The organism is Allosphingosinicella sp. (assembly GCF_036402135.1).
Classification (GTDB): Bacteria; Pseudomonadota; Alphaproteobacteria; order Sphingomonadales; family Sphingomonadaceae; genus Allosphingosinicella.
On record NZ_DASWTN010000028.1, the window covers coordinates 1 to 14,237 of the forward strand.

The window sequence follows — 14,237 nt, forward strand, 5'->3', positions numbered from 1 at the left end:
AATGCACTCGTCGATCAGCTCAGCGAGCTGACCGTCCTCGAAGCCGCCGACCTCGCGAAGGCGCTTGAAGAAAAGTGGGGCGTTTCCGCCGCCGCGGCTGTCGCGGTTGCTGGCCCGGCTGGTGGCGGCGCCGCTGCTCCGGCTGCTGAAGAGAAGACCGAATTCGACGTCATCCTCACCGGCGACGGTGGCAAGAAGATCAACGTCATTAAGGAAGTCCGCGCCATCACCGGCCTCGGCCTCGGCGAAGCCAAGGCGCTCGTCGAAGGCGCTCCGAAGCCGATCAAGGAAGGCGTCAACAAGGACGAAGCCGAGAAGATCAAGAAGCAGATCGAGGAAGCCGGCGGCACCGTCGAGCTCAAGTAAGCTTCGGATCCTTTCAGGATTGAAGAAGGGGCGGCTCGCAAGGGCCGCCCCTTTTTTGTAAGAGCGGCAAGAACAGGGAGAGAGTTTTGACCAAAGCGGATGAGGTAGCCGGCATCGTCGACAGCCTTTGCGCCATCTACGACGAGTCCGTCGCAAACCTCAGAAGTGCGCTGGCCCGGTATCTGCTGAATGGCGAGAAGCCTGAGAAGCAAGCGCGGGCGGAGGGTCTGTTCGCCTATCCAGAACTTCGGGTGGATTACCGCCACGACCAGCCGACCAAGTTCCCAGGACGCGCTTATGGGCGCCTCAACCGGCCCGGCCCGTACACGACCAGCGTCGCTCGTCCGCACCTTTTTCGTGAGTACTTAAGTGAGCAGCTGAAACTGCTCGTCGGCGACTATAAGGTGAAGGTGTCGGTGGGGCGTTCGCCGAGCGAAATCCCCTATCCTTATGTGCTCGACGGGTCGGACGACCTTCGGCTCGACAATGTCGAGGCGGCGGACCTGGGGCGCTGGTTTCCGACGACTGAGCTTGCTCATATCGGCGACGAGATCGTCGACGGACTTTGGGTCCATGCGCCGAAGCGGGCGCGGCCGCTGTCGCTGTTCGACGGGCCCCGCGTAGATTTCAGCCTTGCCCGCCTCAAACATTATACCGGTACGCCTGCCGAGCATACGCAGCGCTACCTGCTCTTCACCAATTATGTCCGCTACGTGGATGAATTCGTCCGCTGGGCGGTCGAGGAGTTGAAGCGGGAAGGCACCCCTTACGAAGCGCTGTCGGCCCCGGGCGGCGTCTATGTCACGCGGGATGCGGAGGATGCCGAGGCGATGCTGGCTCAATCGAGCTGGCGCAAGGTCCAGATGCCCGCTTACCATTTGATCGAGAAAGGCGGCGGCGGCATCACGCTCGTCAATATCGGCGTCGGCCCGTCCAACGCGAAGACGATCTGCGACCATCTTGCCGTGCTCCGTCCGGAAGCCTGGCTGATGATCGGCCATTGCGGCGGCCTTCGCCCCAGCCAGACGATCGGCGACTATGTGCTCGCCCACGCTTACCTGCGTGACGACCATGTGCTGGACGATGTGCTACCGGTGGAGATTCCAATTCCCGCCATCGCTGAGGTGCAGCAGGCGATGTTCAATGCCGCCATCGAAGTCACGGGCGAAGAGCCGCAGACGCTGAAGCGGCGGCTTCGGACGGGCACGGTAGTGACCACGGACGACCGCAACTGGGAGCTTCGCTACACCTTGTCCGCGCTCCGCTTCAACCAGAGCCGAGCGGTGGCGATCGACATGGAGTCCGCAACCGTAGCGGCGCAAGGCTACCGCTTCCGCGTTCCCTACGGCACCTTGCTCTGCGTGTCGGACAAACCGCTCCACGGCGAGATCAAGCTCGCCGGCCAGGCAAACGCCTTCTACGAGCGCGCGATCAGCCAACATCTTCGCATTGGCATAGAGAGCCTCAAGATCCTGAAGCGCGAGGGCGAGAAGCTCCATTCCCGCAAGCTCCGGAGCTTCGACGAACCCCCGTTCCGCTAGGGCTTTCGCGGAACAGGAAAGGCACGGCGTCGTTATCGGGGTCGTGCGTACACAGTCGAAAATTCGCGCGGCCCTAGCTCTTGTCCGCCGCCCATCCCTTCTCGTCGCAGCGTCGATTGTCCTTACCGGACTTCCGGCGCAGCTTCACGCGCAGGCTTCGCCCAGCGCGGTTCAAGCAGCCATTAGGTCGGAAGGCGGCCCCAAGGACCTTCGCGCCTTTTATAGCGCGCGCGGGCACCAGCCGCTCTGGGTCGCCGGGTCAACGCTCAGGCCGGAAGCGGACATGCTAGTCGAAATGCTCGAGGGCGCGAGCATCGATGGGCTCGACCCGCGCACCTACAAGGTGAAGGCGCTGAAGAGTGCGATCAAGAAAGCGCGGGGAGGCTCACCAGCGGCGCTCGCCAGAGCGGACTTCCTGCTGTCGCAAGCCTTCGCCGCTTACGCTTCCGACATGCGCCGCCCGCGGAGTTCGAGCATGCTGATCGCCGAGCCTGCGCTCTTTCCCTCGGCGCCGGACAAGACGCAGATTCTGACGGTCGCGGCCGCGGCGCCCTCGCTCAGTGCCTATCTGGACAATGCGGGCTGGATGCATCCTCTCTACGGTCCGCTCCGGAAGTCCCTCGCCTCCGCACCGCGCAATTCGCCGCAGGAACAGTTAATCCGCCTGAACCTCGATCGGGCGCGCAACTTGCCGGGGCCGGATCGCGGCAGGCACGTCGTCGTGGATGCCGCCGGCGCGCGGCTGTTCATGTACGAGAATGGCCGCGTCGTCGACACGATGAAGGTGGTCGTCGGCAAGGAGGATACGCAGACGCCGATAATGGCGGGGATGATCCGCTATGCGACCGTCAGCCCCTATTGGAACATCCCGCCCGATCTGGTGCGCGAGCGGATCGCATCCAACGTGCTTGACCGCGGCCTCGGCTACCTCAAGGAACAGGGTTATGAAGTCCTGTCCGACTGGTCGCCAAAGGCGGGCATCACGAACCCCAAGCTCGTCAACTGGAAGTCCGTCGCCGCGGGCGGGCAGCAGATCCGCGTCCGCCAGCGCCCCGGCGGCAGCAATGCAATGGGCCGGGTAAAGTTCGAATTCCCGAACGAACTCGGCATCTATCTTCATGACACGCCCGAGCGGAACCTCTTCCAGGAAGCGGATCGCCGGTACAGCGCCGGCTGCGTCCGGGTCGAGGATGCGCCGCGCCTCGCCCGCTGGCTCTTCGGAAAGCCGCTCGCCTTGAAGTCGAAGACGCCCGAGAAGCGCGTCGATCTGCCGGAGCCGGTGCCGGTCTACATCACCTACCTTACCGCCTTCCCGGAGGCATCGGGCATCGCCTTCCGGCAGGACCGCTATCGGCTAGATGCCGCCGCACTAGGCGGCGGCCAGCGCGTGCTCGCCGGCCGTTAGGGCTTAAAGGAGCGGTAGGGCCGCCCCTGCCCCTGGGCGTTTCGGGGGCGGAGCCTGTCGAAGGTGACGAAATCCCTCGTGCAGGGCCGCAAGCAGCTCCTCATCCTGGAATGGCTTGATGATGCATTCGACGGCACCCAATTTGACCGCGCGAACGATTTTAGGCACCTCCGGATGACCGGTCATGAAGATGACGGGCCAGTCGAAGCCCCGCTCCAGCATTTCCTTCTGAACCCGAAATCCGTCTCGCCCGGGCATGTTCACGTCCAGGATCACGCATCCCGGCTCTAGCGACGGCAGCGCCTGGATGAAGGCGTCGCCGCTCGGAAAGGCGCGCGCCTCGAGCTTCAGCGTTTGGAACATGAATTTGAGTGAGTTCGACAACATGCTGTCGTCGTCGATGATATAGATCTCACAGATGCTTCCCATTGGGCACCTCCACGAGTCTTGGGAGGTCATCATAACGCAGCTGAAACGGCTTACATCCTGTGGATTCTACGTTAGGCGCTGCTGTCGCGCCGAGACAACGCCGCAGGGATCGTGAAGCAGATGGATGTGCCCGCATCCCGCTCCACCCACAGCCGCCCGCCATGCTGCTCAACGATGGTGCGGCAGATTGAAAGCCCCATTCCCATACCGCTGTCTTTGGTGGAGTTGAAGGCAGAGAAGAGCACCTTTGCCTGCTCGTCGGAAATGCCGGGGCCGTTGTCGTTGACGACGATAAGGACGCGGTCGCCTTCAAGGCTGGCCGAAAGCAGGATCCGCGGATCGGGACAATCTCTAAGCGCCTCCCCCGCATTCCGGAGCAGGTTGACCAGGACCTGCTCGATCTGGACCTTGTTGGCGTATACCCGTTCGACATCCGCCGCGATGCTGACATCCGGCGTCGTCAGCGAGCTATCCTGCAGCAGCCGGATCGACTCCTGAAACAGCGTCGCCAGATATTCAGTCGTGCAGCGAAGCGGCTTCTTGTCGACCATCAGGCGAACGCTGCGGATCGTCTCGGCAGCGCGTAGCACCGCTTCCCGACCCCGGCTGAGGCCTAGCTTCACATTGTCGAGAGCGTCTGCGCCGTCGGCCTCGAGCAGGCGCGCAGTGCTGGACAGATAATTGTTGGCCGCGGTCAGAGGCTGGTTGAGCTCATGCGCAAGGGTAGCTGCCATGGTGCCCATAGCACTGAGCCGGGACAGATGAAGAAGCTTCGACTGCAGTTCCCCCAGCTTGATCTGCACCGCTCTCTGGTCCGTCAGGTCGCGGGCGAAGCAGACGAGCACGTCGCCGACGCTATTCGGCACTTCCATGATCGAAAGCTCGATTGGAACCTCGGATCCGTCCTTGTGCACTGCGACCCGTTCGAACCGCCGGCCGAATACTTCCGAGCGGTGCGAACTCCGGTAGCGGGCGAGCCCCTGAATATGCGCCTCCCGATCGGCCTCGGGGATGATCGTATCATGGATGAAGCGGCCGACCGCCTCGTCCTCCGACCAGCCGAAGGTCTTCTCAGCAAGGGCGTTCCAGCCGATGATGGTGCCCTCGCCGTCCACGACAATGACGGCATCGAGAGAAGCTGACGCGATTGCGTCCAGCGAGGCCGTCCGCGTCAGCACTCGGCGTCCGGCCGCCTAAGATCTTGTGTATAACGCATTTTGTACTGCCCCCGCACAAGGCATAACAGGGCCGGGACATAACGCAAGTTAGGGTTCGCTGCGGCAATTTGCGGCGGTGGGAGACTTTACATTCGCCTCTTCATCTCCTAGATAGCGCTCCTCACCACAACCTTTCGGAACAGGTCGCGCCGTCGCGCAGCGCGTCCAACGCATTGGGGGATTGTGGTTTCATAGGACGCTGAAGCTGCCGTTTCGCCCGGAAACGCGCGGCTTTTTGCGTTTGAAGCGCTCTGTTTTGACAGACGAGGCGATATTTTTTCATGGCGACAAAGGCAGCTCCGGCGACCGAGACCCGGTCAACCGCGTCCAAGCGTATCCGCAAGATTTTCGGCAACATTCACGAAGTCAGTGAAATGCCGAACCTCATCGAGGTTCAGAGGGAAAGCTACGAGCAGTTCCTCCGCTCGCGACCGCAGGACGGCTATGTGTCCGGCCTTGAGAAGACCTTGCGCTCGGTCTTCCCGATCCGCGACTTCGCCGGCACCGCCGAACTCGACTTCGTCCATTACGAGCTGGAAGACCCGAAGTACGACACTGACGAGTGCCGTCAGCGTGGGATGACTTATGCGGCGCCGATGCGCGTCACTCTCCGCCTCATCGTGTTCGAGGTGGATCCCGATACGGAAACCCGCTCCGTGCTCGATATCAAGGAGCAGGACGTTTACATGGGCGACATGCCGCTGATGACGAAGAACGGCACGTTCATCGTCAACGGCACAGAGCGCGTCATTGTTAGCCAGATGCACCGCTCGCCGGGTGTGCTGTTCGACCATGACCGCGGCAAGACCCACGCCTCGGGCAAATATCTCTTCGCCGCGCGGGTGATCCCGTATCGCGGCTCCTGGCTCGACTTCGAATTCGACGCCAAGGACATCGTGAACGTCCGTATCGACCGGAAGCGCAAGCTGCCGGTGACGGCTTTGCTCCACGCGCTCGACATGTCGAGCGAGGAGATCCTCAACACCTTCTATGACCGCGTGACGTTCGTCCGCGGCAAGAATGGCTGGCAGATTCCGTTCGTGGTCGATCAATGGCGCGGTCAGAAGCCGGCGTTCGACGTCGTCAATGCCGACACCGGTGAAGTCGTCTTTGCCGCCGGCACCAAGATCACGCCGCGCGCCGCGAACAAAGCGGGCAAGGACGGCCTTACCAGCCTGATCATCCCGACCGAGGAAATCTTCGGTCGCTATTCGGCCTACGACCTCATCAACGAGAAGACCGGCGAGATCTATATCGAAGCTGGTGACGAGGTTTCCCCTGAGAACCTCGAAAAGCTCGACAAGGCCGGCATCGACCGCCTCGAGCTGCTCGACATCGATCATATCAACACCGGCGCCTGGATGCGGAACACGCTGAAGGCGGACAAGTCGGAGGATCGCGACAGCGCCCTTTCCGACATCTACCGCGTCATGCGCCCCGGCGAGCCGCCGACGCGCGAGACCGCCGACGCTTTGTTCGCCGGCCTGTTCTTCGATCCGGAGCGCTACGACCTCTCGGCCGTCGGCCGCGTGAAGCTCAACATGCGCCTCGACCTCGACGTCGAGGACACGGTGACGACGCTCCGCAAGGAGGACATCATCGCCGTCGTGAAGACCCTCGTCGACCTCAAAGACGGCAAGGGCGAGATCGACGACATCGACAATCTCGGCAACCGCCGCGTCCGTTCGGTGGGCGAGCTTCTCGAGAACCAGTACCGCGTCGGCCTGCTCCGCATGGAGCGCGCGGTGAAGGAGCGTATGAGCTCCGTTGACGTGTCGACGGTCATGCCGAACGACCTCATCAACGCGAAACCTGCGGTGGCCGCGGTGCGCGAATTCTTCGGCTCCTCGCAGCTGTCGCAGTTCATGGACCAGACCAACCCGCTCAGCGAAGTGACGCACAAGCGCCGCGTTTCGGCGCTCGGGCCGGGCGGTCTTACCCGCGAGCGTGCGGGCTTCGAAGTTCGCGACGTTCACCCGACCCACTATGGCCGCATCTGCCCGATCGAGACTCCGGAAGGCCCGAATATCGGCCTTATCAACTCGCTCGCCAGCTTCAGCCGGGTCAACAAGTACGGCTTCATCGAAACGCCGTACCGGAAGGTCATCGACAACAAGGTGACCGACGAGGTCGTCTATCTGTCGGCGATGGAAGAGGCCAAGCACACGATCGCGCAGGCCAATGCCGAACTGAACGACGACGGCACTTTCGCCGAGGAAATCGTCTCCTCGCGTCAGGCCGGCGAATTCCTGATGGCGCCCCGCGACCAGATCACCCTGATGGACGTGTCGCCGAAGCAGCTCGTGTCGGTCGCGGCCTCGCTCATTCCGTTCCTGGAAAATGACGACGCTAACCGCGCCCTCATGGGTTCGAACATGCAGCGTCAGGCGGTTCCGCTCGTCCGCGCCGAGGCGCCGTTCGTCGGCACCGGCATGGAAGAGACGGTTGCCCGCGATTCCGGCGCGGCGATCTCCGCCAAGCGCGGCGGCATCGTCGACCAGGTCGATGCGGCCCGTATCGTCATCCGCGCGACCGGCGAAGTCGAAGCCGGCAAGTCGGGCGTCGACATCTACACGCTCATGAAGTTCCAGCGTTCGAACCAGAACACCTGCATCAACCAGCGTCCGTTGGTGAAAGTGGGCGACGTGGTGAACGCCGGCGACGTGATCGCGGACGGCCCCTCCACCGAGTTCGGCGAGCTGGCGCTCGGCCGGAACGCGCTCGTCGCGTTCATGCCTTGGAACGGCTACAATTATGAGGATTCCATCCTCATCTCCGAACGCATCGTGAAGGACGACGTCTTCACCTCGATCCACATCGAGGAATTCGAAGTGATGGCCCGCGACACGAAGCTCGGGCCGGAAGACATCACCCGCGACATCCCGAACGTCGGCGAGGAAGCGCTCCGCAACCTCGACGAGGCGGGCATCGTCTATATCGGCGCCGAAGTGGAGCCGGGGGACATCTTGGTCGGCAAGATCACCCCCAAGGGTGAATCGCCGATGACGCCGGAGGAAAAGCTCCTCCGCGCCATCTTCGGCGAGAAGGCCAGCGACGTGCGCGACACCTCGCTCCGCCTGCCGCCGGGCGTGGCCGGCACGATCGTCGAGGTGCGCGTGTTCAACAGGCACGGCATCGACATCGACGACCGTACCCGCGCGATCCAGACGGAAGAGAAAGATCGTCTCCGCAAGGACGCGGATGACGAACGCTCGATCCTCCGCCGCGCCACCTTCTCGCGTCTCCGCGAGATGCTGATCGGACAGGTCGCCACGGCCGCTCCAAAGGGCGTGAAGAAGGGCGACACGATCAGCCAGGAGACGCTCGAAAGCGTCGAGCGGAACGATTGGTGGAAGTTCGCGGTCAAGGACGACAAGGTCCAGGCCGACCTCGAAGCCGTCCGGACGCAGTATGACGAAGCGGAAGCGGTCATCCGCCGCCGCCTCGAGGACCGGATCGAGAAGCTCGAGCGTGGCGACGAGCTGCCGCCGGGCGTTCTCAAGATGGTAAAGGTGTTCGTCGCGGTGAAGCGCAAGCTGCAGCCGGGCGACAAAATGGCCGGCCGCCACGGCAACAAGGGCGTCATCTCGCGGATCCTTCCGCAGGAAGACATGCCGTTCCTCGAGGACGGCACCCCGGTCGACATCGTGCTCAACCCGCTCGGCGTGCCTTCGCGCATGAACGTGGGCCAGATCTTCGAAACCCATCTCGGCTGGGCCGCCCGCGGCCTCGGCCGGCAGGTGACCGAGGCTCTAGAGCAGTGGCGCGAAGCCAATCCGAACCCGGACGCGAATGCCGCGCCGGATGCGGTGAAGCAGCGCCTGATCGAGATTTACGGCGACCAGTATCGCGGCGAGATCGAAGCCCGGAGCGGCAGCGAGATCATCGAACTGGCCGAAAATCTCCGCAACGGCGTGCCGATGGGCACTCCGGTGTTCGACGGTGCCAAGGAAGCCGACGTGGCGGCGATGCTTGAAAAGGCGGGTCTCGATCCGTCGGGTCAGGTGACGCTCTTCGACGGCCGCACCGGCGAGGCGTTCGACCGTAAGGTGACCGTGGGCTACATCTACATGCTGAAGCTCCACCACCTCGTGGACGACAAAATCCACGCCCGTTCGATCGGCCCGTACAGCCTCGTCACCCAGCAGCCGCTGGGCGGCAAGGCGCAGTTCGGCGGCCAGCGTTTCGGCGAAATGGAGGTCTGGGCGCTACAGGCCTACGGCGCCGCCTACACGTTGCAGGAAATGCTGACGGTGAAGTCGGACGACGTGATCGGCCGCACCAAGGTCTACGAAGCGATCGTCAAGGGCGACGACACGTTCGAGGCCGGCATTCCGGAGAGCTTCAACGTGCTCGTGAAGGAAATGCGCTCGCTCGGCCTCAACGTGGAGCTGAACAGCATTGCCGATACGGATGACGACGGACTGGCGGAGGCCGCCGAGTAAGGTTCTGCCAGGGCGCGGCACCGCGCCCTGGTGTGACCTTAGTGTGACCTTCGACCGCTGACGAGATTTCTCCCTGAAGGGAAAAGAAGATGAATGAACTGACCAACTTCGCAAACCCGGTCGCCAAGCCGGAGACGTTCGACCAGATCCAGATCGGCATCGCCTCGCCGGAGCGCATCCGTTCCTGGTCCTTCGGCGAGATCAAGAAGCCCGAAACGATCAACTACCGCACGTTCAAGCCGGAGCGTGACGGCCTGTTCTGCGCGCGCATCTTCGGTCCGATCAAGGATTACGAATGCTTGTGCGGCAAGTACAAGCGCATGAAGTATAAGGGCATCGTCTGCGAAAAGTGCGGCGTGGAAGTGACCGTGTCGAAGGTCCGCCGCGAGCGCATGGGCCATATCGAGCTGGCCGCGCCGGTCGCCCATATCTGGTTCCTGAAGTCGCTGCCGAGCCGCATCGGCCTGCTGCTCGACATGCAGCTGAAGCAGCTGGAGCGGATCCTCTACTTCGAATCCTACGTGGTCATCGAGCCGGGCCTCACCAGCCTCGAAAAGTATCAGCTCCTCACCGAGGACGAGCTTCTTGAAGCGCAGGACGAGCATGGCGAGGACGCCTTCTCCGCCGGCATCGGCGCCGAGGCCGTGAAGCAGATGCTTATGGACCTCGACCTCGAAGGCGAGAAGGAAGAGCTTCTGAAGGAGCTGGCCGAGACCAAGTCGGAGCTGAAGCCGAAGAAGATCATCAAGCGCCTGAAGGTCGTTGAGAGCTTCCTGGAATCCGGTAACCGTCCGGAGTGGATGATCCTGGACGTCGTTCCTGTGATCCCGCCCGAGCTTCGTCCGCTGGTGCCATTGGACGGCGGCCGCTTCGCGACGTCGGACCTCAACGACCTTTATCGCCGCGTCATCAATCGTAACAACCGCCTGAAGCGCCTGATGGAGCTGCGCGCGCCGGACATCATCGTCCGCAACGAAAAGCGCATGCTTCAGGAATCGGTCGACGCCCTGTTCGACAACGGCCGCCGCGGGCGCACCATCACGGGCGCCAACAAGCGTCCGCTGAAGTCGCTGTCCGACATGCTGAAGGGCAAGCAGGGCCGCTTCCGTCAGAACCTGCTCGGCAAGCGCGTCGACTATTCGGGCCGTTCGGTCATCGTCACCGGTCCGGAGCTGAAGCTCCACCAGTGCGGTCTTCCGAAGAAGATGGCGCTCGAGCTTTTCAAGCCGTTCATCTACTCGCGCCTCGACGCCAAGGGTCTCTCCATGACCCTGAAGCAGGCGAAGAAGTGGGTCGAAAAGGAGCGGAAGGAAGTCTGGGACATCCTCGACGAGGTGATCCGCGAGCATCCGGTGCTTCTGAACCGTGCGCCCACGCTTCACCGTCTTGGTATCCAGGCGTTCGAGCCGGTGCTGATCGAGGGCAAGGCGATCCAGCTTCACCCGCTCGTGTGCGCCGCCTTCAACGCCGACTTCGACGGCGACCAGATGGCCGTGCACGTTCCGCTGTCGCTCGAAGCGCAGCTGGAGGCGCGCGTCCTGATGATGTCGACCAACAACATCCTCTCGCCCGCCAACGGCAAGCCGATCATCGTTCCTTCGCAGGACATGGTCCTCGGCCTCTATTACCTCTCGCTGGAGCGTGAGGGCGAGCCCGGCGAAGGCATGATGCTGTCCGACATGTCGGAGGTGCACCAGGCGCTGAACGCCAAGGCGGTGACTCTGCACACGAAGATCGTGAGCCGCGTCCCCCAGACGGACGAGAGCGGCAAGCAGTATATGAAGCGCTTCGAGACGACGCCGGGCCGCATGCTGCTCGGCGAGACGCTCCCGAAGAGCCACAAGGTGCCGTTCGAGACTGTGAACCGCCTCCTCACCAAGAAGGAGATCGGCGACGTCATCGACACCGTCTATCGCCACACCGGCCAGAAGGAGACCGTCCTGTTCGCCGACGCGATCATGGGCCTCGGCTTCCGTCACGCCTTCAAGGCGGGCATCTCGTTCGGCAAGGACGACATGATCATCCCGCACGAGAAGGAGGGGATGGTCGACGAGACCCGCGCGCTCGTGAAGGATTACGAGCAGCAATATCAGGACGGCCTGATCACGCAGCAGGAAAAGTACAACAAGGTGATCGACGCCTGGAGCCGCTGCGGCGACCAGGTGGCCAACGCCATGATGGACAAGATCAAGGCGCAGCCCAAGGACGAGACCGGCCGCATGGCGCCGATCAACTCCATTTACATGATGGCCCATTCAGGCGCCCGCGGTTCGCAGGCCCAGATGAAGCAGCTCGCCGGTATGCGCGGCCTTATGGCCAAGCCGTCGGGCGAGATCATCGAAACGCCGATCATCTCGAACTTCAAGGAGGGCCTCACCGTCCTTGAGTACTTCAACTCCACCCACGGCGCCCGCAAGGGTCTGGCCGACACGGCGCTCAAGACAGCGAACTCGGGCTACCTGACCCGCCGTCTCGTCGACGTCAGCCAGGATTGCGTGATCGTCGAGGAGGATTGCAAGACCGAGAACGTGCTCGACATGCGCGCGATCGTGCAGGGCGGCGCGGTGATCGCTTCGCTTGGCGAGCGCATCCTTGGCCGCACCCCGGCCGAGGACATCGTCGACGACAAGACCGGCGACGTGCTGGCCAAGGAAGGTGAACTAATCGACGAAGCCGCCGCCCTGCGGATCGACGAGATGGGCATCCAGTCGGTCAATATCCGTTCGCCGCTGGTCTGCGAGTCCGAGCATGGCGTTTGCGCCAAGTGCTACGGACGCGATCTCGCCCGCGGTACGCCGGTCAATATCGGCGAGGCGGTCGGCGTCATCGCCGCCCAGTCGATCGGCGAGCCGGGCACGCAGCTTACGATGCGGACCTTCCACATCGGCGGCGCTGCGCAGCTCAACGAAACGTCGAGCCTCGAAGCGTCAGTGGACGGCACGATCGAGCTTCGCGACCTTCCAACCATCACCGACACGCGCGGCCGGCACATCGCCATGGCCCGCAACGGTGAGCTTGCGATCGTCGACATGGACGGCCGCGAACGGGCGGTGCACCGCATTCCTTACGGTGCGCACCTGATGGCGGAGCACGGCCACATCGTGTCCAAGGGCGACCGCATCGCCGAATGGGATCCGTTCATGATGCCGGTGATCACCGAAAAGGGCGGCACCGTGAAGTTCCAGGACCTCATCGAGGGCAAGACGCTGACCGAGCAGGTCGACGAAGCGACGGGCATCGCCCAGCGCGTCGTTACCGAGTTCCGCGGCTCCGCACGCTCCAAGGAGGACCTGCGTCCCCGCATCACCTTGCTCGACGAAGGTTCGGGCGAGGCGGCCCGCTACATGCTGGCGCCGGGCGCGATGCTCTCGGTCGAGGACGGACAGACGGTTGCGGCGGGTGAAGTTCTTGCCCGCGTCAGCCGCGAAGCCGCCAAGACCCGCGACATCACCGGCGGTCTGCCGCGCGTCGCGGAACTCTTCGAGGCCCGCAAGCCCAAGGAGAATGCGATCATCGCCAAGGTTTCGGGCAAGGTCGCGTTCGGCAAGGACTATAAGGCAAAGCGCAAGATCGCGATCGTTCCGGACGACGGGTCGGAGCCGGTCGAGTATCTGGTGCCGAAGTCGAAGGTCATCGACGTGCAGGAAGGCGATTACGTCAAGCGCGGCGACAATCTGATCGGTGGTTCGCCCGATCCGCACGACATTCTCGAAGTGCTCGGCGTCAAGGCGCTGGCCGAGTATCTCGTGTCGGAAATCCAGGAAGTCTACCGACTGCAGGGCGTGAAGATCAACGACAAGCACATCGAAGTGATCGTTCGCCAGATGCTGCAGAAGGTCGAGATCACCGAGAGCGGCGACACCACCTTCCTGGTCGGCGAGCAGGTCGACCATCAGGAAATGCGTGAGGTCAACGCCAAGCTCGGGCCGAAGCAGAAGAAGGCGGAAGGCAAGCCCGTCCTGCTCGGCATCACCAAGGCCTCGCTCCAGACCCGCAGCTTCATCTCGGCCGCTTCCTTCCAGGAAACGACCCGGGTGCTCACCGAAGCTTCGGTTCAGGGCAAGATCGACACGCTCGATGGCCTCAAGGAGAATGTCATCGTCGGCCGCCTCATTCCGGCGGGTACCGGCGCGGGCATGAACCGCATGCGGGTTGCCGCCTCCAGCCGCGATGCCGCGCTCCGCGCGCAGCACCGCCGCCTGCAGGAATCGCTCATCGCCGCCAATTCGGCGGAAGAAGAGCATGCGGCTGAGCTCGCCCAGGGTCCGGAAGCAGCGATCGGCGACGATCCGCTCGCAGCCGCAGCTCCGGACGGCCACGGCACGGATGCCGATGCCGGCGAATATCTGCAGGACTAAGGGCTGAGCGGCCTTTGACAGCCAAGCGCCCCGTCGGACCTCCGGCGGGGCGTTTTGCTTTGGGAGATGCGTGAATGGAAAAGCTGATCGTCGCCCTGATGCTGGCGTTGCTCGTCCTGCCGCTGCTGGCGGGCGTGGCGAAGATCAGGCGACTGCCGCGTCGCCGTGACAGAGAAGACTAGCCGGCCTTGAGCTCGGATCCGCGTTTCAGAACCTTATCGCCATCCTCCTGCTCGATGAGGTAGGCGGGATTGTCGCCCGTGCCGTTCTTCACGACCTTAGCGCCCTTGATGGTGCGCTGGACGCGGCGGTCGAACCGTTCCTTCACCTTGCCTTCGGCCTGGCCGCTGCCCCAGTTCCACAGCACCTTCTGACCGGAACGGAAACTGTTGCTCATGGTCTTCGCGCCTCCTCGGGCGGTTCAACCGCCCGCGCCAGAAGCCGTTCCGATTTGGCCTTTCCTTCCTGAGCAGTTA

General features: G+C 63.2%; 8 protein-coding genes. 5 read left to right on the forward strand and 3 right to left on the reverse strand.

Going from position 1 to position 14,237, the window contains the following annotated elements; genetic code table 11:
- The 3 genes from rplL to VGD10_RS07640 all read left to right on the forward strand — a co-directional run.
- The coding region (gene rplL / locus VGD10_RS07630) for a 50S ribosomal protein L7/L12 (protein ID WP_331040214.1) at window positions 1-366 on the forward strand (366 nt) is incomplete at its 5' end.
- A gap of 86 nt (window positions 367-452) precedes the next feature.
- Window positions 453-1,907, forward strand: coding sequence for an AMP nucleosidase (locus VGD10_RS07635; RefSeq protein WP_331040215.1), 1,455 nt, complete (start codon window positions 453-455; stop codon window positions 1,905-1,907).
- A gap of 43 nt (window positions 1,908-1,950) precedes the next feature.
- The gene (locus VGD10_RS07640) at window positions 1,951-3,312 is read left to right on the forward strand and encodes a L,D-transpeptidase family protein (RefSeq protein WP_331040216.1); all 1,362 of its coding nucleotides are present in this window, start codon (window positions 1,951-1,953) and stop codon (window positions 3,310-3,312) included.
- A 3-nt stretch (window positions 3,313-3,315) separates the two neighbouring features.
- Here the strand turns inward: VGD10_RS07640 and VGD10_RS07645 are convergent, their stop codons facing one another.
- Entirely contained in the window at window positions 3,316-3,741 is a 426-nt protein-coding gene (locus VGD10_RS07645) for a response regulator transcription factor (RefSeq protein ID WP_331040217.1), read from the reverse strand.
- 71 nt (window positions 3,742-3,812) lie between these two features.
- On the reverse strand, window positions 3,813-4,919 hold the full coding sequence (locus VGD10_RS07650) for a sensor histidine kinase (protein ID WP_331040218.1): 1,107 nt from the start codon (window positions 4,917-4,919) through the stop codon (window positions 3,813-3,815).
- Window positions 4,920-5,239: 320 nt separating this feature from the next.
- Between VGD10_RS07650 and rpoB the strand changes: the two genes are divergently transcribed.
- Entirely contained in the window at window positions 5,240-9,403 is a 4,164-nt protein-coding gene (gene rpoB, locus VGD10_RS07655) for a DNA-directed RNA polymerase subunit beta (RefSeq protein ID WP_331040219.1), read from the forward strand.
- Window positions 9,404-9,492: 89 nt separating this feature from the next.
- Window positions 9,493-13,761, forward strand: coding sequence for a DNA-directed RNA polymerase subunit beta' (gene rpoC / locus VGD10_RS07660; protein WP_331040220.1), 4,269 nt, complete (start codon window positions 9,493-9,495; stop codon window positions 13,759-13,761).
- A 178-nt stretch (window positions 13,762-13,939) separates the two neighbouring features.
- On the opposite strand, the gene VGD10_RS07665 is transcribed toward rpoC, so the two are convergent.
- Window positions 13,940-14,158: a DUF2945 domain-containing protein gene (locus tag VGD10_RS07665; protein WP_331040221.1), complete on the reverse strand. Its 219-nt coding sequence runs from the start codon at window positions 14,156-14,158 to the stop codon at window positions 13,940-13,942.
- Window positions 14,159-14,237: the final 79 nt, after the last annotated feature.